Genomic DNA, 23,603 nt, shown 5'->3' with positions numbered 1-23,603 from the left:
TTTTAAAAAATAGCGCACAAAAAAAGTCTCTATATGAGACTTTTTTAACTATTTTTTTTGATTTATTTAATATTCGTCCTCATTCCAGAGGTAATCTTCGTCTGTTGGATAATCTGACCAAATTTCTTCAATTGAATCGTAAGAATCACCTTCGTCTTCAATAGCTTGTAAGTTTTCAACAACTTCTAAAGGTGCTCCTGTTCGGATAGCGTAATCAATTAATTCGTCTTTAGTTGCTGGCCAAGGCGCATCACTTAAATAAGATGCTAATTCTAGAGTCCAATACATTTGTTATTCGTTTTAAATTTCTGCAAAAATAAATTTTTAGTTCAAAAAGTCAAGAAAAAAATGAATTATTTTCATTAATAAAAAGAGCGTACAATTTTTACGTATTTTCTTGGCTTACAACAATAAAGCAAAAAAATGGTAAATGCCAAGTTTTTATTAGGATTCTTTTTTAGGTATCCATTTAATTTCTTCGGCTTGTAAGTCATTAGACAACTTCCGTGCCAACACAAATAGATAGTCAGAAAGTCGGTTAAGATACTTTAATGTTTCAGGTTGGAAAGGTTCTAAATCATTAAGTGCTGAGGCCAAACGTTCTGCTCTACGGCAAACACAACGTGCAATATGACAGAATGACACAGTTTGATGTCCTCCTGGTAATACAAAGTGTGTCATAGGAGGAAGAGCTTCGTTCATATCATCCATTTCTTGTTCTAAAAGTGTGATGTCTGCTTCAGAAATTTTTGGAATATTTAATCGGTCTTTGCCACTTTTTAAAACTGCTTTTTCTGGATCGGTTGCCAAAATTGCTCCTACTGTAAACAATCTGTCCTGAACTTGCATTAATATATTTTTATAATGCTGATTAATGTTTTGATCGCGAATTAATCCAATGTGTGAGTTAAGTTCATCAACAGTTCCATAGCTTTCTATGCGAATATGGTGTTTAGGAACTCGTGTGCCTCCAAATAATGCTGTGGTGCCTTTGTCACCTGTTTTGGTGTAGATTTTCATATCTCAAAGGTAAAATATAAAAGCTGAAAAGTGATATTTTTATTTTCTAAATTTTCGTTTTCTGAAGATGGAGTCTTGATTTTTTAGTGCTCTTTTTCGATTCCAATTATTACCTATAACTCTTATTAGTATATAAAATCCTAATAAAATTAAAATGGTAGTCATCTCTTAATTTCTTACATCACTTTCTATTAAGCCATCACGTAAACGAATAACACGCTTTGCTCGAGCTGCAACATCTTCTTCGTGAGTAACTACAATAACTGTGTTACCAGCTACGTGGATATCATCAAATAATTGAAGAATCTCTAATGAGGTTTTTGAATCTAGATTTCCTGTTGGCTCATCAGCAAGTATAATAGATGGTTTGTTAACTAAAGCTCTACCTACAGCAACACGTTGACGTTGTCCTCCAGATAATTCGTTAGGTCTGTGATCCATTCTGTCTGCTAATCCAACATCTGTTAATACTTCTTCAGCACGTGCTACGCGTTCTTTTTTTGAAGCTCCAGCATAAATCATAGGTAATGCAACATTATCTAATGCAGTTGTACGAGGTAATAAGTTAAACGTTTGAAATACAAAACCAATTTCTTTGTTTCTAATTTCTGCTAATTGGTCATCACTTAACTGACTTACGTCTTGATCGTTTAAAATATAAGTTCCTGCTGTTGGTGTATCTAAACAACCCAATAGATTCATTAAAGTAGATTTTCCTGAACCTGATGGTCCCATAATAGCTACATAATCTCCACGTTCGATGTCTAAATCAATGCCTTTTAAAACATAAACGGTTTCTGAGCCTAATTGAAAATTTCTAATAATGTTTCTAATATGGATAACGTTACTCATGTTCTTCTTTTTTGAAAATAAAAGCTCCTGCAAGATACAGGATTTACGAATAATATGACGCCAAAGTTAGCAAGTTGTTACAATCTGATTGTAAAATGTTCTTTAACTTGTTCTTTTCTAAAAAAAACAAATCCCCAAAAAAAGGTATCTATAGTTACTGTAACTTTATGATGTTGCTTAATTTCTTCCCAAGCATGTGTCATTTCTTTAGACCAATGTATGTCATCGAATATAAATACCGAATCGTTTTGGGCTGTATCAACTAACATATTAAAGTAGTTGATTGTGGCTTTTTTATTATGATGACCATCAAAAAAAATTAAATCCCATTCTGGCTGATTTAAAGTAGGAATTACATCATTAAATGCTCCTGTTTTTAATTGCACATTATTAATTTTAAAATTTGATAATTGTTGTGATGCAAATTCTGAAATATTTTTGCAACCCTCAATACTTGTAATATTAGATTTAGAGTTTCCTAAAGCCATAGCTTGAGTTGCAATGCCTAAAGATGTACCTAGCTCTAAAACAGAATTAGGCTTGAAATAAGTAGTTAATCTGTAGAGTAATTTAGCTCTTTTTATGGTTGAACCAGAATGTTTTGCTATTCTATTAACTGCTCGTGAATTGCTTTTAAAAATTTTTGAGCCAGCTCCAAAATCTGTGATTTCGAGTTTACTTTTGTTATTTAATAATGAGTTTTTGTATGATTTTAATTTAGTATAATCTTCATAATTGGTATTGTCGTAAAAACATTTTGTAACCAGATTGTAAACAAAAGGAGAATGAACACCATGTTGATTGGTAGATTTTAGTAAGAATTTTATGTATGCTAAAACCTTAAACATAATTATGATTCAAATTTTTCGGATAGCTCAAACCAGCGTGCCTCTTTTTCTTCTATAGTATTTATAATTACCTGTAATTCTTGTGATAGTTTGTTTATTTGTTCTTGTGTTAAAGAAGTATCATTAAACTTTGCTTCTAAAGCTTTTTTATCTAGTTCTAAAGATCTGATTTTACTCTCTAAAGATTTGTATTCTTTTTGCTCATTATACGATAGTTTGTTGGCATCATTTTGTTTTTGATTAGAAGCGTTTTCAGCATTAGAAACCGATTCTTCAATAATAGCAGGAGCAGAGGCTTCATACTCACGATAATCTGAATAATTACCAGGAAAATCTTCAACTTCACCTTCGCCTTTAAACACAAATAAATGATCAACAATTTTATCCATAAAATACCTATCATGAGAAACAACAAGTAAGCATCCAGGAAAATCTAATAAAAACTCTTCTAATACATTTAAGGTTACAATGTCTAAATCGTTGGTTGGCTCATCGAGAATTAAAAAGTTAGGATTCTGAATTAATACTGTACATAAATACAATCGTTTTTGTTCGCCACCACTTAATTTTTCAACATAATCATATTGCTTTTTTCTATCAAACATAAAACGCTCTAAAAGTTGCCCAGCACTAATTTGACGACCTTTAGTTAGTGGTATGTACTCACCAAATTCTTTAATAACCTCAATTACTTTTTGTCCAACTTTAACTTCAATTCCGTTTTGAGTGTAATAGCCAAACTTTACAGTGTCGCCAATTACTATTTTTCCAGCATCAGGCGCAATGGTATGTGTTAGCATATTTAAGAAAGTAGATTTCCCTGTTCCGTTTTTTCCTATAATACCAATACGCTCTCCTTTTTTAAAGACGTACTCAAAACCTTTAAGGATTGTTTTGTCTTTGAAGGATTTGGATACATTATGAAACTCTACAATTTTACTTCCCAAACGTTCCATATTGAGTTCTAACTGAACAGTGTGATCTTTACGGCGTTGACTAGCTTTAGCTTTAATATCGTGAAAATCGTCAATACGCGATTTAGATTTTGTAGTACGAGCTTTAGGCTGACGACGCATCCAATCTAGTTCTTTTTTGAAAAGCTGTTTGGCTTTGCCAACTTCGACATTTTCATTATTTATACGAGCTTCTTTTTGCTCTAAATAGTAAGAGTAATTTCCTTTATATGTGTATAATTTTCCGTGGTCTAATTCGATAATTTCATTACATACTCGCTCTAAAAAATACCTGTCGTGTGTTACCATAAACAAGGTAATTTGTGCTTTTGCAAAATATTGCTCTAACCATTCAATCATTTCTAAATCTAAATGATTGGTAGGCTCATCCAAGATTAACAAATCAGGATTATTTATAAGCGCTTTTGCTAACGATAGACGCTTTTTTTGTCCACCAGAAAGTGTTTTTATTTTTTGATCAAGTTGATCTAACTTTAGTTGAAACAAAATTTGTTTTACTTGTAACTCAAATTCCCAAGCATTTTGAGCATCCATTTTTTCAAATGCTTTTTGATAAGCATCTTCATCTTCAGGATGTAATAAGGCATGTTCGTAATCTGCAATTATTTTAAGTATTGGTAAATCTGAATTGAATATAGTTTCTTCAATAGTTAAATTATCATCAAAAACTGGTGATTGAGATAAGAAAGATAGCCTTAAACCATTTCTAATAATAACTTGTCCATCATCAGGTGAATCATCTCCAGATAAAATATTTAAAATAGAAGTTTTACCACTTCCATTTTTAGCAATAAATGCAATTTTCTGATCTTTATGTATACTAAATGATAGGTCGCTAAACAATTCTAGCTCACCATACGATTTTGATATTTGTTCTACTGTTAAATAATTCAAAGCAATATTTTTTGCAAATAACGTACATTAAACCAAAAAAAAGCATATTAGTTTTGATATTCATAGTGATAAGCTATATTTGTGATACAACAAGTTTTTGCAATATGAATAGAGTTTTATTGGTTATTGGATTAGTATTTAGCGTATTATTAACTTCGTGTATACCACATAAAGATACGTTGTATCTACAAAACAAAAACGCAGCAACAGATTCTTTGCAAATTATGGTTGAGCAACAAAAGCCATATCGCGTTCAGATTAATGATATTTTAAGTATTCGAGTAAAAGCATTAGATCAAAATAATGTAAGTATTTTAAATCCTATTGGAGATGGAGGAAGTTTAAATGCAGGTGCAGAAGCAAAATCATATTTTGATGGTTTTACTGTTGATATGCATGGTAATATTAGAGTGCCAACTTTAGGAAATATAAATGTTTTAGGCTTTACTACAGCTGAAATAGAGCAGGCTATTGAAAAAAAATTGCTTGAAGAGCAATTTAAAGAAGCTGCTAATATTTTTGTTACAGTAAAATTATCAGGGTTAAGATTTACTGCAAATGGAGAAGTTGGTAAGCCAGGTACAATAATTATGTTTCAAGAACGCGCAAATATTTTTGAAGCTATAGCAAATGCAGGAGAGATTCCAGTTACAGGTGATAAAAAAGATGTATTAATTATAAGGCAATATCCACAAGGTCAGATTATTCATCATTTAGATTTAACAGATATTAATGTAATGAAATCACCATATTATTACATTCAGCCGAATGATATAATATATGTAAAGCCATTAAAACAAAAATCTTGGGGAACTGGAGCAACTGGTACTCAGACTTTGGCTACTATTGTTTCTGTTTTGTCATTAATTACGACATCAATATTTTTAGCAAGAAATTTATAATGCTTTTAAACCATGAATGAAGAAATAGATTTTAATGAATTACAATCTAGTTTTGATATAAAAGCATTTATATTCAAAGTAATAAGTTATTGGAAAGTATTTGTTTTAACCATAGCAATTGGTTTAAGTATTGCTTACTACAAAAACGTAAGGAAAGAGAATATTTACAAGCTAAACTCATTAATTTCTGTTGAGAATGAGCAAAATCCTTTTTTTACATCAAATACTAGTATTTCGTTTAATTGGGGAGGAGTAACTAATAAAGTTCAAACTGTTATGACAACTTTAAAGACAAGAAGTCATAATGAGAAAGTACTAGATTCGCTTCAATACTATATTCAATATTTAGAGCAAGGTAAATACAGAAAAAATGATATTTATAAAAATGCTCCTTTTATAATCGATATAGATAAATCTCAAGGGCAATTATTAGGGCAGCCAATTGGGATTAGATTTTTAAACGATAATGAATTCGAGATTTTTACTGCTTATGAATCTAATATATCTCAAGCTCAAATCTATAGTACTAAAGAAAAAATAGCTATCAACATTCCATCAGGTGAATTTACTAAGAAGTTTAGGTTTGGAGAGCGAATAAATCTCCCTTTTTTAAATGGTACAATTAACAGGAGAGAATTATTAAAACCAGTTAAAGGTGCTGAATTTTATATCCAATTTTTAAATTTTGATGGTGTAGTTAACCAATATAAAAATTTAATTGCCGTTGAACCTTATTCTAAAGGATCGTCTGTTTTAACATTGTCTTTAACTGGGTCTAATAAATCAAAAATTGTAGATTTTTTAAATGCTACAACAGAGATTTTAAGTAAGACTGAACTGGAAAGAAAAAACCTTTATGCTACTAAAACAATTAAGTTTATTGATAGTAGTTTAGCAGCTGTTTCAGGAAAGCTAAAAGATGTTGAAGACGAAATGAACACTTTTAGAAAAGAAAATAAGCTTTTTAATATTGATGCAGAAGGAAGTAAGATTTCAGATGAGTTAAAAGAGTATGATTTTAAAAAGCGTGAAATTAATACTACAATAGAATATTTAAACTCTCTAGAGAAATATTTATTGACTAAAACCGATTACACCAATATTGCTGCGCCAACAACTGCAGGTATTAATGAAACTAATATTGTTGCAAGTGTTAGAAAGATAATAGATTTATCAACCGAAAGGCAAAAACTTCAATATACCACAAAGGAAAGTTCAGATTTATTTAAAGATATCGATAGGCGAATTAATGCAGAGAAGAATGTGCTTTTAGAAACTATCAATTCTACAGTTAGAACTTTAAGAATACAACTAAACACTGTAAATAATACAATTGCTAATTTAGAGTATAAGTTGAGTGAATTACCTCAAGATCAACAAAAATTTCTCAAAATTCAGAGAAAGTTTAACTTAAGTGATCAAGCATATAATATTTTTCAAGCTAAAAGAGGTGAGGCAGCAGTTGTAAAAGCAGCTAATGTTTCAGATATAAATGTTATTGACGAAGCTAAAGATATTGGTGGAGGCTTAATTGGTCCTGACACAAAGATGAATTATATCATTGCCATATTTGTTGGAATATTAATTCCGCTAGCTTTTATAGTACTAATTACATTTTTAGATAATAATATTCATACTGTAGCTGATATTGAGAAATTATCTAAAATTCCTGTATTGGGTATTATAGGTAAATATAAAAACACAGGTAATCTAGCAGTAATAAATAATCCTAAATCTGCTATATCTGAAGCGTTTAGGGTTGTTCGATCGAGCTTACAGTTTATGTATAAAAGTCAAAATATTGAAGGTACTAAAACCGTTTTAGTTACTTCATCTATCAGTGGAGAAGGAAAAACATTTTGCTCAATAAATATTGCTTCAGTTTTTGCTTTAACAGATAAGAAAACTGTATTAGTAGGTTTAGATTTAAGAAAACCAAAAATATTCGACGACTTCTTTGTAAATAATGAAATTGGAGTGGTCAATTATTTAATTGGAGACAAAACACTTAATGAGATAACACAAACAACTCAGGTTAAAAATCTAGATGTAATCACATCTGGACCAATTCCTCCAAATCCATCAGAATTGTTAATGAGCGATCGTATGGATGTTTTTATAAATGAGTTAAAAAAGACTTATGATATAATAGTTCTAGATTCACCTCCATTAGGTTTGGTAACAGATGCTGTTGAATTAGTAGAATATGCAGATGCCACAGTATATATGGTTAGACAGAATTACACAAAAAAAGAAATGCTTTCCTTAATTAATGATAAGTACAAAAGAGGAGAAGTAAAAAACATTAGTTTCTTATTTAATTACTATTCACATAAAAAGAATCAAAGTTATGGTTATGGTTACGGCTACGGCTACGGTTATGGCTATGGATATCATGAAGACGACTCAAAACAGTCGTTATTAAATAAAATGAAATCATTTTTTAAGTTGAATAAAAAATAGATGCTTTTTGATTACAGAAACAGATAAAAAAGTTAAGCGAATATTCGATTTAATTTTAGCAATATTACTTATTCCTATTATAATTATCCCTCTGTTTATATTTGTTATTATTGCTTCAGTTGACACTAAAGAGTATGGAATTTTTTCTCAATACAGAGTTGGTCAATATGGAAAATTGTTCAATATTTTTAAAATACGAACATTAAAAAATGAACCACACAGATTGGGTTCTTTAGATAAAAGTGCTACTTCATTTGGTAAATTTTTAAGACGATATAAACTTGATGAACTCCCACAATTATTTAATGTGATAAAGGGAGATATGAGCTTTGTTGGTCCGCGACCAGATATTGAAGGTTTCGCTGATGTTTTAGAAGGTGAAGACAGAATAATTTTAGAAATAAAGCCAGGTGTAACTGGTCCAGCAACTATTAAGTATAAAAACGAAGAAGTGCTTTTGTCTCAACAAGTTGACCCTGAAAATTACAATAGAACGATTATTTGGAAAGATAAGGTAGAAATAAATAAAATGTACATTAAAAATTGGAGTTTTTATTTAGATTTGAAGTATATAATTCAATCAATTACAAATTAAATAATGAGTTTTACAAACAAAATTACTGTTATTGGACTTGGCTATGTTGGACTTCCGTTAGCAGTTGAATTTTCAAAAAAATATCACGTAACAGGTTTCGATATCAATCAAAAACGTATTGATGAACTTAAACAAGGAATAGATAGAACATTAGAAGTAGATAATTCAGATTTAAAATCTGTTTTAACATCAAGCCATGATTCTAAAAAAGGTTTGCTAGTGTCTAACAATCCTAAAGATTTAGAGTCTTCTAACATTTATATCATTACAGTGCCTACTCCAACTGATGCTTTAAATAAACCAGTTTTTACACCTTTAGTAAAAGCAAGTGAAACGGTTGGTAAAGTATTAAAAAAAGGAGATATTGTTATCTACGAATCTACAGTGTATCCTGGTGTTACTGAAGATGTTTGTGTGCCTATTTTAGAAGAGGTTTCAAATTTAAAATTTAATAAAGACTTTTTTGCTGGATATTCACCAGAACGAATAAATCCAGGAGATAAAAAACATACAGTTACCAAAATATTAAAAGTTACTTCTGGTTCAACACCAGAAATTGCCGAACAAGTAGATCAATTATACAAATCTATAATTACAGCAGGAACTCATAAAGCACCTTCAATAAAAGTGGCAGAAGCAGCAAAGGTCATTGAAAACTCACAAAGAGACATTAATATAGCTTTTGTTAACGAGTTGTCTAAAATTTTCCGTTTGCTAGATATAGATACAAAAGCCGTTTTAGAAGCCGCTGGAACAAAATGGAATTTTATTAACTTTTCACCAGGTTTAGTTGGAGGTCACTGTATTGGTGTAGATCCTTACTATTTAGCTCAAAAAGCAATTGAAACAGGGTATAATCCTGAAATTATTTTAGCTGGTCGAAAAATGAACGATAGTATGGGTGGATATGTTGCTCAAGAAACGGTTAAAATGATGATTAAAAAAGGGGCAACTATAAAAAACTCAAACGCTTTAGTTTTAGGAATTACATTTAAAGAAAACTGTCCAGATATAAGAAACTCAAGAGTTATAGATATTATTAAAGAATTTAAAACTTATGACGTAAATGTAGATGTTTTTGATCCTTGGGCTTCTGCTGAAGAAGTTAAACATGAGTATGGTTTAGATTTAATTACTACCTCAGAAGAATTAAAAAAAGATTACAATGCCATTGTATTAGCAGTATCTCACAATGAGTTTTTAGAATTAGATATAACTAAATTAAAGTCTGATATAGGAGTTGTTTTTGATGTAAAATCATTACTTCCAAGTAATCAATCTGACGCAAGATTATAATGTACACAAACAATTATCATAATACAGATTTATCAAAATTAAAATTTCTAGTAACTGGAGGAGGAGGCTTTATTGGCTCTAATATAGTTGAATATTTATTAAAGAATAATGCCAAACTAGTAAGAGTACTGGACAATTTTTCTAATGGATACAGAGAAAATTTAGCAGAGTTTAAAGCCAATCCATCTTTTGAACTTATAGAAGGAGATATTCGTGATTTACAAACCTGTAAAGATGCAATGATAGATATAGACTATGTTACGCATCAAGCTGCTTTAGGTTCTGTGCCAAGGTCTATAAATGATCCAGCAACAACTAATGATGTTAATATTTCTGGGTTTTTAAACATGATGATTGCCTTAAAAGAAAGCACTTCAGTTAAGCGTATGATTTATGCCGCTTCAAGTTCTACTTATGGCGATAGCAAAGCACTTCCTAAAGTTGAAGATAATATAGGTAAACCATTATCTCCATATGCAGTAACTAAATATGTAAATGAGTTGTATGCAGATGTATTTGGAAAAACCTATAATACAGACGTTATAGGCTTACGTTACTTTAATGTATTTGGACCAAAACAAAGCCCAAATGGAGCTTACGCTGCTGTAATTCCATTATTTATGCAAGCTCTAAAAGATAATAATGCACCAAAAATAAATGGTGATGGTGAGCAAACACGCGATTTTACTTTTGTTGATAATGCAGTACAAGCAAATATTAGAGGTTTTTTTGCACCAAAAACTGCTAGTAATCAAGTTTTTAATGTAGCCTGTGGTGAGCGTATTAGTGTAAATTATTTATGGGACTCATTAAAAAATGCAGCAAACTCTAATTTAGAAGCAGAATATGGTCCTGAACGTCAAGGCGATGTGAGAGATTCATTGGCTGATATTTCTAAAGCAGAAAAATTGTTGAGCTATAAACCGCAATTCACAGTTCGTGAAGGGTTAAAAATCACTTGGGATTATTTTGTAAAGCATACTTAATACCTAATCTTCAATAAATAAAGTTTCTTATTTATTATATTAGCCTTATCAATTTAAAATTATGAAACTTTGAGTCCCACAAAGGAAAATCAGTGGTTATATACTATATCTTCAAAAAAAAAATTAATAGATCTTAATTTTAATGAAATTTGGCGATATAGAGATTTGCTATTTCTATTTGTAAAAAGAGATATTGTTACTGTTTACAAGCAAACCATTTTAGGTCCTTTATGGTATATAATTCAGCCACTATTCACTTCGGTAATATTTACTTTAATATTTAATAATTTAGCTAATATACCAACAGGAAATGGTGTGCCAGCTTTTTTATTCAATTTAGCAGGAATAACCTCATGGAATTATTTTAAAGAGTGTTTAACAGGGACTTCCAATACATTTAAAAGGAATGAAAATATTTTTGGTAAAGTATATTTTCCTCGTGTTATAATGCCAATGTCGCTTGTATTTTCTAACCTGTTAAAGTTAGTTATACAATTATTGGTATTTATAGCATTTTATATTTACTATGTTTTTTTTACACTTGAAGCTTCACAAGTATCACCTCAAAAAACCATTGTTTTTTTACCTTTTCTTATTGTTTTAATGGGAATTTTAGGTTTGGGACTCGGAATGATAATCTCATCAATGACCACAAAGTATAGAGATTTAACCTTTTTAGTCACATTTGGTGTACAATTACTTATGTATGGTTCGGCAGTGATGTATCCAATAAGCTATTTTAAAGAAAAACTACCTGAATATGCTTGGTTAGTAGAATACAACCCAATAGCTGTTATTGTTGAAGCCTTTAGAAACATGATGCTTAATACAGGTAATGTGCAAATTAGCGATATGATTTATGTTACAGTAATAAGTGTTATTGTATTTATTCTTGGTTTAATTGTGTTCAATAGAACAGAAAAAAGTTTTATAGATACTGTTTAATATGGACGATATAATTCTTAAAGCAACAAATATTTCAAAACAATATCGTTTAGGCTTAATCGGTACAGGAACACTAGGTAATGATCTTAAAAGATGGTGGAGTAAAGTAAGAGGTAAAGAAGACCCTTTTTTAAAAATTGGAGACACAAATGATAGAAGTACTAAAGGTGAGTCAGAGTATGTTTGGGCGTTAAAAGACATTAATTTTGAAGTAAAAAGAGGAGAGGTTTTAGGTATTATTGGTAAAAATGGAGCTGGAAAATCTACATTACTAAAAATACTCTCAAGAGTAACAAGTCCTACCACTGGCGAAATAAAAACTAAAGGACGTATAGCGTCATTGTTAGAAGTTGGCACAGGGTTTCATCCAGAGTTAACAGGTAAAGAAAATATATATTTAAACGGAGCTATTTTAGGAATGACCAAATCTGAGATTAGTTCTAAAATAGATGAAATAGTTGAGTTTTCTGGTTGTGAGCGTTATATAGATACACCTGTTAAACGCTATTCTTCTGGAATGCGAGTACGTTTAGCTTTTGCAGTAGCAGCACATTTAGAGCCAGATATTTTAATTGTTGATGAGGTTTTGGCTGTAGGTGATGCTGAGTTTCAAAAAAAGGCTATTGGTAAAATGCAAGATATTTCTAAAGGCGATGGACGTACAGTGTTGTTTGTAAGTCATAATATGGCTGCAGTTAAAAGTTTGTGTACACGAGTAATGCTTTTAGATAATGGTACTGTGGATGCTGTTGGTTATACTGAAGATATGATTTCATATTATCTTAAAAAATTTAGAAATGAAGAAGTATCAAAAGAATTGTCTACAAGAACAGATAGAGAAGGAAATGGAAAACTAAAATTTGAAAGCTATTGGTTTGAAAATGCAAATGAAGAAAAAGTTCAATTAATTCAGTCAGGTTCTTCTTATAAAATGGTTGTGGAGTTAAAAAATAATTCTGATGTAAACTTACATTCTATTAGAGTTTCAGTTGGAATTGATGATGATCATGCCAGACGCATAACTATCTTTAGTAACGATTTAACAAACCAAGAAATAAGTTTTGCGCCTCAAGAAACCAAATTAATTAAAATTTATGTTCCTGTAATTCCTTTTCAAGCTGGTATGTATCACTTTACATTGTTTGCAAGTGAAGATCAGAATATTTCTGATTGGGTTATAAATGCAGGATCTTTTGAAGTAGAAAACGGAGACTTTTTTAACACAGGGCGTATAATACAAAATAACCAAGGCCATATCTTAATTAAACATGAATTTCATTAAAAAAAGCATCAATAACATTTTAAAACAAATTGGATTTAAGATAATTAAGAACAATCCTAAAGGCTTAATATATACTAAAGCTAGTACTATTTTAGAAATTGATTATGGACACCTTTTAAGCAAAAATAAGCAAGAGGCTATTAATGCAAATAATAATCCAATACCATGGTTCACTTACCCTTCAATTGATTATTTACGTCAGTTAGACTTATCTAATAAAATCATGTTAGAATGGGGTTCAGGTAATTCATCATTGTTTTTTGCTCAAAGAGTAAAAGAATTATATTCAATAGATCACAATATAGAATGGTATGAAAAAGTTAAACAGTTTAAAATTAAAAACCAAACATTAGTTTTTGCTGACACTGATTATGAACTTAAACCTAAAGAGTTTAATGTGAAATTTGATATAATATTGATTGATGGAGTTAAAAGAGAGGCTTGCTCAAAAGAGGCTACTAAAATGCTAAATAATGGAGGTTTAATTATTTTAGATAATAGTGATCGACACCCAGAAATAGCTAACACATTTAGAGATCTAGGATTTATAGAAGTAGACTTTCATGGCTTAGGTCCAATTAACGATTATACTTGGACGACAAGTATTTTTATGCATCGTGAGTTTAATTTTAATCCAATAACTATTCAGCCAACAATACCAATTGGTGGAGGTTTTTAACGTTGTTTTTAATGAAGATTTTAAAGAAACTTTTAAATGTATTAACACCTAAAAAAGTAAAAAACTATTTTAGACAGCAAGCTATTAATCAATATGAAAATAGTTTAGCGTTTTCTAATTTATCATACTCTCAAGAAGGTGAAGATTTAATTTTAAATCGTTTTTTTAGCAATAAAGAAAATGGGTTTTATGTAGATGTTGGTGCACACCATCCTAGACGATTTTCAAATACATATAGTTTTTATAAAAAAGATTGGCGAGGTATTAATATAGATGCTTTGCCAGGAAGTATGGTTGCATTTAATAAAGAAAGACCAAATGATATAAATCTTGAAATAGGCATCTCTAAAAAAGAAAGTGAATTATTGTATTATATGTTTAACGAACCTGCATTAAATACTTTTTCTGAAACTGAAGCCTTAAAAAAGGATGGATTGCAAAACTATAGAATAATAGAAAAGAGGAAGGTTAATACTTATCCATTAAAGCAAGTACTTGATAAACATTTAGGTAAAAATCAAAATATTGATTTTATGACAATTGATGTCGAAGGGTTTGATTTAGAAGTCGTAGAATCTAATGATTGGAAAAAATACAGACCTTCTTTTCTTTTAGTTGAAGATTTAAATAAAAATTCACTTGCCGATTTGCCTTCTAAGAGTGATTTGTATAAATTTTTGATTATTAATGACTATATTTTAGTGGCTAAAACATTTAACACACTTTTCTTTAAAGACAATAAAAAGTAAATGAACCTAGCACCAATAGTTCTTTTTGTTTATAATCGTCCTTGGCATACCGAGCAAACTTTAAATGCGCTAGCATTAAATAATCTTGCAGATAAAAGTGTGCTTTATATATATTGCGATGGACCGAAAAAAGATGCTTCAGAAGAGGATTTAAAAAAAATAAATGAAATTAGTCAGCTAGTTAAATCTAAACAATGGTGTAAAGAAGTTGTGGTTATTCAAAGAGATGATAATTTAGGCTTAGCCAAAAATGTTATAGATGGAATAACAACTGTAATTAATAAATATGGACGCATTATTGTTTTAGAGGACGATTTAATTACTTCACCTCAATTTTTAACCTATTGTAATGAAGGGTTAGAGATCTATAAAAATGCTTCAAATGTATATTCAATAAATGGATATCAATTTCCAATTGATTTCAATATTTCAGATACATTTTTATGTCCTCTTGCTACGAGTTCATGGGGATGGGCAACTTGGAAAGAAAAATGGGATTGTTTTCAGCATGACATCGAGTATAAAGATTTAATTCAAAACCATAATTTTTTAATGAATAGATTCAACTTTGCTAATTATGATTTTGCATCTATGATTAACAACCCAAAATCTTGGGCAATTAAATGGTACTACTCAGTATTTATAAAGAATGGGCTAGGTTTATTTGTAACTAAAAGTCTGGTAATTAATATTGGATTAGATGGTAGTGGAGAAAACTGTGGTATAGAAGATGTAAATCAAAATTTATCTAAAGAAATTTTTTTTATAAAATTAGAGGATAAAATTAACCTTAAAAGGTATACACAAATGTTAGATTATTTTACTAATGAGAAATTGGTTAAAAAAGAAAATAACGTATTAAGGGTTTCATTAAAAAGTAAAATTAAAAGATACTTTCAAAAGATTAAACGTAGAATTTTTCTTAACTTTTAAAATAACCGAAGTGCTAAATATTTTAAAATTTGAATAGATGAAAAAGTTAATAATGAAATTTTTCCTTAAGATTATAGGTAAAAAAAATTTAACATATGCTATTGATTTAGAGGAATTAAATATTAGAATTGCAAATTATAATAGCACTAAATGCAAATCACAAGTTTTATCTGGTCAAGGTACAAATTTCTATGCTGAAGCAGAAGTTAATAATCTTCAAGAAGATGTTACAAAAATTACTATAGGTAAAAACACACATATTAGAGGTCAACTATTAGTTTTTAAATATGGTGGAGAAATTAGTGTAGGTGACAATTGTTTTATAGGTAAAGATAGTAGAATTTGGTCTGGAGATTCATTAAGAATTGGAAACAATGTTTTAATATCACATAACGTCAATATAATTGATACAAATTCTCATGAAATTGATTATTTGGAAAGAGCACAAAGGTTTAGAGAGATGATAGATTCAGGAAGTTGGATTGAGAAAAAGAACATAGACACAAGTCCAATAACAATTAAAGATTATGCATGGATTAGTTTTGGAGCTACAATTTTAAAGGGCGTTACAATTGGAAGAGGAGCAATAGTATCGGCAAATGCAGTAGTGACAAAAGATGTGCCTGATTTTACAATGGTTGCTGGTAATCCAGCTAAAACAGTTAAAGATTTAAATTAAAAATAAAAAAATGACTCATTTATAAAATTATAACTTTTGAATTAGTTTATTTGATACAGAAACATTTAAAATTAATTTAATACTAAAACTTTTTAGTTTGATAGCACCAGAATTAAAAGCATATATAAAAAGAAAACTCAATTTAAAAACTTCAAAATCTGTATCTGAATTTGATAGATTAAAATTGGTGCCTAGGTATGTAAAAACATCTGCTATAATACATGGTAAAGAGTTACAAATACCAGACAGTGCATCATTTTTATTTATGTACGATGAAATTTTTAAAACCGAAATCTATAAATTTAAAACTAAAAACAAGTCTCCATATATTATAGATGGAGGAGCTAATATAGGTTTAGCTTCAATTTATTTTAAACAATTATACCCAAGTGCAGAAATTGTAGCTTTTGAGCCAGACCCATTCATATTTGATATTTTAGAGGCAAATATAAAAAGTCATGGTCTTGATGATGTAAAACTCATAAATAAAGGGTTATGGAATGAAAATACAAGCTTGAAGTTTCAGTCGGAAGGTGCAGATGCTGGAATTTTAGAAACTTACAATAAAAGTAATTATAAGGCAAATAGTAAAAGTGTTCCTATGACATCTTTAAGACCTTATATTAAAAGTAAAGTTGATTTATTAAAGTTAGACATTGAAGGTGCTGAAACAGTTGTGTTAAAAGATATAGCCGAAGATTTAGATAAGGTAGACCGTATTTTTGTTGAATACCATTCATTTGTAGGACAACAACAAACGTTGAATGAGCTTATAAACATTTTAACTGAAGCAAAATTTAGAATATATATGTCAATACCAGGAAATGATGCTTTAAAATCTCCTTTCATGGGATTGAGCAATTATAACAACATGGATTTTCAGTTAAATATATTTGGATTCAAACAAGATTGTAATTAATGAATTTACTCAATTTAGGCTGTGGTAACACGTTTCATAAGGATTGGATTAACATAGATTTTGTATCTAATTCGGAGCATGTACAAGCTCATAATCTATTAGATGGCATTCCATTTGAATCTCAAAGCATGGATGTGATTTATCATTCGCATGTTTTGGAACATTTTTCTAAAGCAGATGGTGTTAAATTTATCAATGAGTGTTTTCGTGTGTTAAAACCACAAGGAGTTATTAGAATTGCTGTACCTGATTTAGAAACAATTGCTAAAGAATATTTAAAAAATATTGAAATGGCAACTTCAGGACAAACTGAAGCTCAACAAAATTATAATTGGATAGTTTTAGAACTTCTTGACCAAATGGTTAGAAATGAAAGTGGTGGGAATATGAAAGCCTATTTATGTCAAGACACAATACCTAATGAAGGCTATGTGTTTAGTCGTATTGGTATGGAAGGTAAAAAAATAAGAAAGGACTTTTTAAGTCGACCACAAAACCTTCAAAATACAAAAATTAAATCTAGCTCTTTTTTAAAAAAAGTTAAACAATTAGTTAGGAAAATATGGAATATAATAAAGGTGAAACAATCTCAGCCAAAATTAACAGATAGAGAAAAAAAAGCAATAAAAATAGGGCAATTTAGACTTGGGGGAGAAATTCATCAATGGATGTATGATAGATATTCATTATCAGAGTTATTAAAGACAGTTGGATTTCAACAAATAACAATATGTTCAGCTTATAAAAGCAATATTCCTGATTGGGATAAATATCAATTAGATGCAATTGATGGAGAAATAAGAAAGCCCGATTCTTTATTTATTGAAGCAATAAAACAATGAAAGTATTAATCGTCAATACATTCGATAAAGGTGGTGCTGCCAATGCTTGTTTGCGTTTGCATGAAGGGTTATTGCAACAAGGTGTCGAATCAAAAGTACTTTTAAAACATAAGCAAAAATCATTACAGCAAACCTATGAGTTTAATCAAATAAATAAACCTAAAAGTAAGTTTCAATTAATAAAGCATAAATGCTTGAGTTTTTTACGTGTAATAGGCCTTATTAAAAAATCTAAAGAAACTCCAAAGCAACAGTTTTTTAAACACAGACAACTAGGTTTAGAGTTATTTAGTTTTCCGGAATCTAGTTTAGATATTACCAGTTCACCACTTTACAAAGAAGCTGATATTATAAATTTGCATTGGGTATCTAATTTTTTAGATTACGACTCGTTTTTTAGAAATAATACTAAACCAATTGTTTGGACTCTGCACGATATGAATCCGTTTACTGGAGGTGAACATTATTTAGAAACTTTTTTAGGCATAGATGCATCAGGAAATCCTATTCCGAGAATACTTACTAATGAAGAACAACTAGTAGCAAATAAAAACCTCATATTAAAACAAAAAGCTATTGAATACTCTTCAAACATTAATATTGTTGCACCTTCAAAATGGCTATGTCAAGTAGCAAAAAATAGTACTGTTTTTAAAACTCTAGACGTACATTGTATTCCTTATGGAATTAATTCAGAAATATTTCAGCCTAGAGATCAAAACTATTCTCGTAATATTTTAAATATTCCTAAAGATAAAACAGTTATTTTGTTTGTAGCCGACTCAATTGATAATCATAGAAAAGGTTATGCTTATTTAAAAAAAGCCTTAAAGATGATGCAAAATGATGATGTGGTTTTATGTGCAGTTGGTAGTAAAAATAGTGGTTTAGATTCTTTTAAAAACATAATAGAGTTAGGTACTATTAATGATGAACTTTTAATGAGTATTGCATATTCTGCTGCTGATGTATTTGTTATTCCGTCATTAATGGATAACTTGCCTAATACGGTTTTAGAATCACTTATGTGTGGTACACCAGTTATAGGTTTCCCAGTTGGAGGAATTACAGATATGATTAAAAATGAACAAAACGGATTGTTGGCAAAATCTATAAGTAGTCAATCATTATTGGAGAGCTTAGAGCAATTTTTAAAAATTAAGAGTTCTTTTAATAATGCTGAAATTAGTCTTGCCGCTAAAGAGAAATATGATTTATCAATTCAAGCAAACGCTTATATTAAATTATATAGTGAAATATTGAAAAAGGAAATTCTTTAGTTTTGTTTTATAATTAATTACTTTAAATAACTCCATGTCAAATAAGAGTTTGTTTTCTATTATTCTTCCCACCTTCAACTCTGAAGCATTTTTAGAGAACTGCTTAAATAGTATTTATTGTCAAACATTTAAAAACTATGAAGTTGTAATTATTGATGGAAAATCTACTGACAGTACTTTAAATATTATAAAACAATATTCTGGTAAGATTGAAAACCTTAAATTAATTTCAGAACCAGATAAAGGTATTTATGATGCCATGAATAAAGGAGTAAAGGTTGCTACAGGTGAGTATTTACTGTTTTTAGGAAGTGATGATACGTTGTATAAATCAACAACTTTAGAAAACGTTTCTAAAGCTAATGTTATTAATACAGCAGATGTTTTTTACGGAAATGTAATGTCACAAAGATTTAATGGTGTTTATGATGGTGAGTTTTCTTATTATAAATTGAGTAAAAAAAACATATGCCATCAAGCCATTTTTTTTAAAAAAAGTGTTTTTGAAACCATCGGTTTATTCAATTTAAAATACAAATCACATGCAGATTGGGATCATAATATACGTTGGTTTTTTTCGTCAAAAATTTCAAAACAATTTATAGATATTTTAATTGCTAATTATGCCGATGGAGGTTATAGCTCTCTTAATAAAGATTTAGAATTCGAAAAGAATAAAAACCGATCGCTTCTTATTAAAGGAATTGGTAAATTGTCATTCTATCAATACAGAACTATATTTAAAAGAGAAATTAGACGAAGATTAAATCTAGTAAATACTAATAATGCATAACTCACCTTTAGTTTCAATTTGTATTCCAACGTATAACGGACAGCAATTTATAGCTGAAGCCATAAGTTCTGCTTTGGCTCAAACCTATAAAAATTTAGAGATTATTGTATCTGATGATGCATCTAAAGATGATACTTTAAGCATTATAAAAAACTATACTTCAAAAACTCAAACTCCAATACATATATTTAATCACAAGCCAAATGGGATTGGAGCCAATTGGAACAATTGTTTACTTAAAGCTAATGGCAAATACATAAAATTTTTGTTTCAGGACGATGTGCTTTCACCTACATGTGTTGAAGAAATGGTTGAGGTTTTAGAAACCAATCCTCATATAGGATTAGTAACCTCAAAACGCGATTTTATTGTTGATAAAGCTCATGCAAGTAAAGAGGTTGAAACTTGGATTGAGACTTGTGGTAACCTACAGCGAACATTAGATTTAAAAGTCGAAAATAACATAAGCATTATAGACAAATCTTTATTGAAGTCAGCAGAGTTTTTAAATCCACCTAGAAATAAAGTTGGAGAGCCATCTATAGTGATGTTTAGAAAAGATTTAGTTGATAAAATAGGATTGTTTGATGAAAATTTAAAACAAATTTTAGATTGTGAATATTGGTATAGAATACTAAAGTATAAAGATATTGCTGTGATACATAAAAATCTGGCATCATTCAGGTTGCATGCAAACCAAGCAACAAATGTTAATAACCAAAACGCAATAACAGATTATCATGCTTACAATAAAATTTTATATAGTCAATACCTCAAACTTCTTCATCCAGAAGTTCAAAAAAGGTTATTGCGGAAGTATAATTTGTTTTACAAAGTGTATTATTGGGTTGTAGATAAGTTTAAAGCTAAATAATGGTATATATTATTATTGTTACATACAATGCAATGCAATGGTTGTCAAAAACCTTGTCGAGTATTCCTGCTGAATTTTCTGTAGTTATTGTAGATAATAATTCATCCGACAAAACGCTAGATTTTATAAATAACAATTATCAACAAATAACGGTTTTATCTCAAAGTGAAAATTTAGGATTTGGTAAAGCAAATAATCTGGGAATTTCTTATGCTTTAAATAAAGGAGCTGACTATGTTTTTTTGCTAAACCAAGATGCTTATTTACATCCTACAACTATTGAAAAGCTTTTAGATGCTCACAAATCAAATCCACAATTAGGAATTATAAGTCCGTTGCATTTAAATGGGAATGGTGATAATTTAGATGTTGGTTTTTTAAATGCTATAACTAATTCTGGACTAGAACATTTTAATGATAATTTTAAAGCACAAAAGTTAAATTCGGTTTATGAGTTGCCATTTGTTAATGCAGCAGCTTGGTTGCTACCAAAACAAACATTAGAAATTGTTGGTGGTTTTGATCCTATTTTTTTTCATTATGGAGAAGATGATAACTATTGCCAACGTATATTGTTTCATGGCCTTAAAATAGGTGTTGTAACTGATGCAATAATTAATCACGACAGAGAAAATAGAACACCTAAAAAAGTTGAAATATATTCATCACAATACTATAAAACAAAAGAGAAAGATTATAAACTTCGTTGGTCTAATATTTTAGAAAGCAATTATAGTTTTAAACCAAAATTATGGGAGCTTCAAAAAAGAAGAATTAAAGCCCTATTAAAACTTGATTTTAAACTATTTTCAGGTGTAGGTAAAGAAATTCAACTCATAAAAAAGCATAAATCAGAAATACTAAATAGTAGAGCTATAAACATGACAAAAGGTCGACATTATTTATAAATGAATCCAACAATTTCTATAATCATTCCTACCTACAACAGAGCCGAATTGCTGAAAGAAACTTTAGATTCGGTTATGAAGCAAACTTATGAGCAATGGGAATGTATTATTGTTGATGATGGTTCTTCTGATAATACAAAACAAGTTGTAGAAAATTATACTACTAAGGATAGCAGGTTTAAATATCATGAAAGGCCTCCAAACTTAAATAAAGGCGCTAACGCTTGTAGAAATTATGGTTTTAAGCAAAGTAAAGGCAGTTTTGTAAAATGGTTTGATAGTGATGACATAATGAAACCAGAGCTATTAAAAAAGCAAATTAACTACCTCTTACAACATACAGATTTAGATTGCTGTATAGCTTATGGCGAAACATTTAAAGAGTCGTTTGAAATTACCAATGTGCAAAGGCCAGTTGTATTAGAATCTAAAAATGCTTTAGCTAACTTCATTTTAAACAAGACTTTTTTCTCTACTTTAGGACCACTTTGGAAAAAAGAATTTTTAATTAATAAAACTCTTTTTGATGAAACACTTCACAAATTACAAGATACAGAGTTTCATTTCAGAATGCTTTTAGAACCAATGAAGTTTAGTTTTATTGATGAATCTTTATTTTATATAAGAGTTGATAATGAGAGAATTTCATCGCAAACTACATTACCTTTATTAGATTCAATTTTCAGATATCATTACTTGGTTTTTAATAGCTTGAATCTTATTCCTGAAGCATCAAAAAATGAGGTGTCCAACTATATTGTTTCAAAATTATTGCTAATTATTTACAGAATTTTGATGCATGGAGCGTCAATAAAAGAACGATTTTCAATTAATAAAACACACAAGCAAAGTATTCAAAATATTATAGATCATAAATCAATATCTACCTTTGAGAAGTTTAAAATAAGTATTGGAATTTATAGCGTTATCCTATTCAAAAAGGGATTGTTATTTTTTAAAATAAAAGAGAAATGACACAACCAAAATTCGGCATATTAATAACTACTAAAAATAGGATAGAAGACTTAAAATTTACATTAAGTAAAATAAGTCATTTAATACATCGTCCAGATGTTGAATGTATTATTTGGGATGATGGCTCAAGTGACAATACTTATGATTATATAAAAAACAATCATCCAGAAATTCAGATATTTAAAAACGAAACTTCAAAAGGCTTAATTTATAGTAGGAACCGACTTTTAGAAAAAACAAAAGCTGTTTATGCCATATCAATTGATGATGATTTGCATTTTATTACGCAACAACCTCTAGAGGTTATTGAGGCTGTTTTTAGCCAGAATAATGCATGCGCAGTTATTAGTTTCAGGATTTTTTGGAGTACTTCGAATCCAGAGACCACTGAACATAATCAACAACTAGAGCGAGTTAAGAACTTTGCAGGTGGAGCACATGTTTGGAGAATGAATGATTGGAAACAGTTGCCTGATTATCCAGAATGGTTTATTTTTTATGGTGAAGAAGACTTTGCGAGTTTCAACCTTTTTAAGAACAATAAGCAAGTGCTTTACGCTCCAGATATTTTATGTCACCATCGTGTAGATTTAATTGAGCGTAAAAACAACCACGATTATATATTACGTCAAAGACGCTCTTTAAGAGCAGGTTGGTATTTGTACTTATTATTTTACCCTATAAAATTAATACCTCAAAAATTCGCCTATTCTTTATGGATGCAGTTGAAGTTGAAAGTGTTTAAAGGTCAGTTTAAAACATTAGTGGCAATTGTTCAAGCTTTAGGAGATGTGGTTTTAAATACACCAAAATTAATAGCAAATAGTAATAGATTATCTTTAAAAGAGTTTAAAGAATTCAGTAAATTGCCAGATGTAAAGCTCTATTGGAAACCAAATAACACAAAACATTAGA

The 23,603-nt window shown here is 29.5% G+C and carries 24 protein-coding genes; 19 read left to right on the top strand and 5 right to left on the bottom strand.

Annotated elements, in window-relative coordinates:
* Positions 1–66 precede the first annotated feature (66 nt).
* From IEW41_RS02350 to IEW41_RS02330, 5 genes are all read right to left on the bottom strand, one after another.
* The gene (locus IEW41_RS02350; RefSeq protein WP_010177336.1) at positions 67–288 is read right to left on the bottom strand and encodes a DUF2795 domain-containing protein; all 222 of its coding nucleotides are present in this window, start codon (positions 286–288) and stop codon (positions 67–69) included.
* 156 nt (positions 289–444) lie between these two features.
* The gene (locus IEW41_RS02345; protein ID WP_188604730.1) at positions 445–1,020 is read right to left on the bottom strand and encodes a cob(I)yrinic acid a,c-diamide adenosyltransferase; all 576 of its coding nucleotides are present in this window, start codon (positions 1,018–1,020) and stop codon (positions 445–447) included.
* A gap of 168 nt (positions 1,021–1,188) precedes the next feature.
* On the bottom strand, positions 1,189–1,872 hold the full coding sequence (locus IEW41_RS02340; protein WP_188604729.1) for an ABC transporter ATP-binding protein: 684 nt from the start codon (positions 1,870–1,872) through the stop codon (positions 1,189–1,191).
* A 77-nt stretch (positions 1,873–1,949) separates the two neighbouring features.
* On the bottom strand, positions 1,950–2,720 hold the full coding sequence (locus tag IEW41_RS02335; protein WP_188604728.1) for an O-methyltransferase: 771 nt from the start codon (positions 2,718–2,720) through the stop codon (positions 1,950–1,952).
* Between the two features lie 2 nt (positions 2,721–2,722).
* Complete coding sequence (locus IEW41_RS02330; protein ID WP_188604727.1) at positions 2,723–4,588, bottom strand: ABC-F family ATP-binding cassette domain-containing protein; 1,866 nt, start codon at positions 4,586–4,588, stop codon at positions 2,723–2,725.
* A 104-nt stretch (positions 4,589–4,692) separates the two neighbouring features.
* On the opposite strand from IEW41_RS02330, the gene IEW41_RS02325 reads away from it, so the two are divergent.
* The 19 genes from IEW41_RS02325 (at position 4,693) to IEW41_RS02235 (ending at position 23,602) form a co-directional block, all read left to right on the top strand.
* Positions 4,693–5,490, top strand: a complete 798-nt coding sequence (locus IEW41_RS02325) for a polysaccharide biosynthesis/export family protein (RefSeq protein ID WP_188604726.1) — start codon at positions 4,693–4,695, stop codon at positions 5,488–5,490.
* Between the two features lie 12 nt (positions 5,491–5,502).
* A complete protein-coding gene (locus IEW41_RS02320) occupies positions 5,503–7,953 on the top strand; it encodes an exopolysaccharide transport family protein (RefSeq protein WP_188604725.1) in 2,451 nt (816 codons plus the stop codon).
* Between the two features lie 7 nt (positions 7,954–7,960).
* Positions 7,961–8,548 carry a sugar transferase gene (locus tag IEW41_RS02315; protein WP_229660145.1) on the top strand — a complete coding sequence of 196 codons (588 nt, stop codon included), beginning with the start codon at positions 7,961–7,963 and terminating at the stop codon, positions 8,546–8,548.
* Between the two features lie 3 nt (positions 8,549–8,551).
* On the top strand, positions 8,552–9,844 hold the full coding sequence (locus IEW41_RS02310; protein ID WP_188604724.1) for a nucleotide sugar dehydrogenase: 1,293 nt from the start codon (positions 8,552–8,554) through the stop codon (positions 9,842–9,844).
* Positions 9,844–10,830: an SDR family oxidoreductase gene (locus tag IEW41_RS02305; protein WP_188604723.1), complete on the top strand. Its 987-nt coding sequence runs from the start codon at positions 9,844–9,846 to the stop codon at positions 10,828–10,830. Before IEW41_RS02310 ends, IEW41_RS02305 begins: the two co-directional genes overlap by 1 nt.
* A 69-nt stretch (positions 10,831–10,899) precedes the next feature.
* Positions 10,900–11,775, top strand: a complete 876-nt coding sequence (locus tag IEW41_RS02300) for an ABC transporter permease (protein ID WP_188604722.1) — start codon at positions 10,900–10,902, stop codon at positions 11,773–11,775.
* Between the two features lies 1 nt (position 11,776).
* A complete protein-coding gene (locus IEW41_RS02295; RefSeq protein WP_188604721.1) occupies positions 11,777–13,057 on the top strand; it encodes an ABC transporter ATP-binding protein in 1,281 nt (426 codons plus the stop codon).
* Positions 13,044–13,736, top strand: a complete 693-nt coding sequence (locus tag IEW41_RS02290) for an O-methyltransferase (protein ID WP_188604720.1) — start codon at positions 13,044–13,046, stop codon at positions 13,734–13,736. Before IEW41_RS02295 ends, IEW41_RS02290 begins: the two co-directional genes overlap by 14 nt.
* Positions 13,737–13,747: 11 nt before the next feature.
* Positions 13,748–14,485 carry an FkbM family methyltransferase gene (locus IEW41_RS02285; RefSeq protein WP_188604719.1) on the top strand — a complete coding sequence of 246 codons (738 nt, stop codon included), beginning with the start codon at positions 13,748–13,750 and terminating at the stop codon, positions 14,483–14,485.
* Positions 14,486–15,418, top strand: coding sequence for a glycosyltransferase family 2 protein (locus IEW41_RS02280; RefSeq protein ID WP_188604718.1), 933 nt, complete (start codon positions 14,486–14,488; stop codon positions 15,416–15,418).
* Positions 15,419–15,455: 37 nt separating this feature from the next.
* Entirely contained in the window at positions 15,456–16,097 is a 642-nt protein-coding gene (locus IEW41_RS14620) for an acyltransferase (protein ID WP_188604717.1), read from the top strand.
* A gap of 97 nt (positions 16,098–16,194) precedes the next feature.
* Positions 16,195–17,016, top strand: a complete 822-nt coding sequence (locus tag IEW41_RS02270; protein ID WP_188604716.1) for an FkbM family methyltransferase — start codon at positions 16,195–16,197, stop codon at positions 17,014–17,016.
* Positions 17,016–17,858 (top strand): class I SAM-dependent methyltransferase, encoded by an 843-nt coding sequence (locus IEW41_RS02265; protein ID WP_188604715.1) that lies wholly within the window; start codon positions 17,016–17,018, stop codon positions 17,856–17,858. Before IEW41_RS02270 ends, IEW41_RS02265 begins: the two co-directional genes overlap by 1 nt.
* A complete protein-coding gene (locus IEW41_RS02260) occupies positions 17,855–19,138 on the top strand; it encodes a glycosyltransferase (protein WP_188604714.1) in 1,284 nt (427 codons plus the stop codon). Before IEW41_RS02265 ends, IEW41_RS02260 begins: the two co-directional genes overlap by 4 nt.
* A 34-nt stretch (positions 19,139–19,172) precedes the next feature.
* The gene (locus IEW41_RS02255) at positions 19,173–19,931 is read left to right on the top strand and encodes a glycosyltransferase family 2 protein (protein WP_188604713.1); all 759 of its coding nucleotides are present in this window, start codon (positions 19,173–19,175) and stop codon (positions 19,929–19,931) included.
* Complete coding sequence (locus IEW41_RS02250; RefSeq protein WP_188604712.1) at positions 19,924–20,805, top strand: glycosyltransferase family 2 protein; 882 nt, start codon at positions 19,924–19,926, stop codon at positions 20,803–20,805. Before IEW41_RS02255 ends, IEW41_RS02250 begins: the two co-directional genes overlap by 8 nt.
* Positions 20,805–21,713 carry a glycosyltransferase family 2 protein gene (locus IEW41_RS02245; protein ID WP_188604711.1) on the top strand — a complete coding sequence of 303 codons (909 nt, stop codon included), beginning with the start codon at positions 20,805–20,807 and terminating at the stop codon, positions 21,711–21,713. Before IEW41_RS02250 ends, IEW41_RS02245 begins: the two co-directional genes overlap by 1 nt.
* Positions 21,714–22,688, top strand: a complete 975-nt coding sequence (locus tag IEW41_RS02240; RefSeq protein ID WP_188604710.1) for a glycosyltransferase family 2 protein — start codon at positions 21,714–21,716, stop codon at positions 22,686–22,688.
* The gene (locus IEW41_RS02235; RefSeq protein WP_188604709.1) at positions 22,685–23,602 is read left to right on the top strand and encodes a glycosyltransferase family 2 protein; all 918 of its coding nucleotides are present in this window, start codon (positions 22,685–22,687) and stop codon (positions 23,600–23,602) included. Before IEW41_RS02240 ends, IEW41_RS02235 begins: the two co-directional genes overlap by 4 nt.
* Position 23,603: the final 1 nt, after the last annotated feature.

It is taken from the genome of Aquaticitalea lipolytica, assembly GCF_014641635.1.
GTDB classification, from domain to species: Bacteria; Bacteroidota; Bacteroidia; order Flavobacteriales; family Flavobacteriaceae; genus Aquaticitalea; species Aquaticitalea lipolytica.
The sequence above is the reverse complement of the archived record's forward strand: the minus strand, read 5'-3'. Positions and strand labels throughout refer to the sequence as shown.

Bases quoted from the DNA above. Each gene is read 5' to 3' on its own strand.
- IEW41_RS02245 (WP_188604711.1), top strand. From the start codon at position 20,805: ATGGTATATATTATTATTGTTACATACAATGCAATGCAATGGTTGTCA.
- IEW41_RS02310 (WP_188604724.1), top strand. From the start codon at position 8,552: ATGAGTTTTACAAACAAAATTACTGTTATTGGACTTGGCTATGTTGGA.
- IEW41_RS02250 (WP_188604712.1), top strand. From the start codon at position 19,924: ATGCATAACTCACCTTTAGTTTCAATTTGTATTCCAACGTATAACGGA.
- IEW41_RS02285 (WP_188604719.1), top strand. From the start codon at position 13,748: ATGAAGATTTTAAAGAAACTTTTAAATGTATTAACACCTAAAAAAGTA.
- IEW41_RS02295 (WP_188604721.1), top strand. From the start codon at position 11,777: ATGGACGATATAATTCTTAAAGCAACAAATATTTCAAAACAATATCGT.
- IEW41_RS02305 (WP_188604723.1), top strand. From the start codon at position 9,844: ATGTACACAAACAATTATCATAATACAGATTTATCAAAATTAAAATTT.
- IEW41_RS02265 (WP_188604715.1), top strand. From the start codon at position 17,016: ATGAATTTACTCAATTTAGGCTGTGGTAACACGTTTCATAAGGATTGG.
- IEW41_RS02255 (WP_188604713.1), top strand. From the start codon at position 19,173: ATGTCAAATAAGAGTTTGTTTTCTATTATTCTTCCCACCTTCAACTCT.
- IEW41_RS02345 (WP_188604730.1), bottom strand. From the start codon at position 1,020: ATGAAAATCTACACCAAAACAGGTGACAAAGGCACCACAGCATTATTT.
- IEW41_RS02260 (WP_188604714.1), top strand. From the start codon at position 17,855: ATGAAAGTATTAATCGTCAATACATTCGATAAAGGTGGTGCTGCCAAT.
- IEW41_RS02320 (WP_188604725.1), top strand. From the start codon at position 5,503: ATGAATGAAGAAATAGATTTTAATGAATTACAATCTAGTTTTGATATA.
- IEW41_RS02290 (WP_188604720.1), top strand. From the start codon at position 13,044: ATGAATTTCATTAAAAAAAGCATCAATAACATTTTAAAACAAATTGGA.
- IEW41_RS02340 (WP_188604729.1), bottom strand. From the start codon at position 1,872: ATGAGTAACGTTATCCATATTAGAAACATTATTAGAAATTTTCAATTA.
- IEW41_RS02240 (WP_188604710.1), top strand. From the start codon at position 21,714: ATGAATCCAACAATTTCTATAATCATTCCTACCTACAACAGAGCCGAA.
- IEW41_RS14620 (WP_188604717.1), top strand. From the start codon at position 15,456: ATGAAAAAGTTAATAATGAAATTTTTCCTTAAGATTATAGGTAAAAAA.
- IEW41_RS02325 (WP_188604726.1), top strand. From the start codon at position 4,693: ATGAATAGAGTTTTATTGGTTATTGGATTAGTATTTAGCGTATTATTA.
- IEW41_RS02350 (WP_010177336.1), bottom strand. From the start codon at position 288: ATGTATTGGACTCTAGAATTAGCATCTTATTTAAGTGATGCGCCTTGG.
- IEW41_RS02280 (WP_188604718.1), top strand. From the start codon at position 14,486: ATGAACCTAGCACCAATAGTTCTTTTTGTTTATAATCGTCCTTGGCAT.
- IEW41_RS02335 (WP_188604728.1), bottom strand. From the start codon at position 2,720: ATGTTTAAGGTTTTAGCATACATAAAATTCTTACTAAAATCTACCAAT.
- IEW41_RS02235 (WP_188604709.1), top strand. From the start codon at position 22,685: ATGACACAACCAAAATTCGGCATATTAATAACTACTAAAAATAGGATA.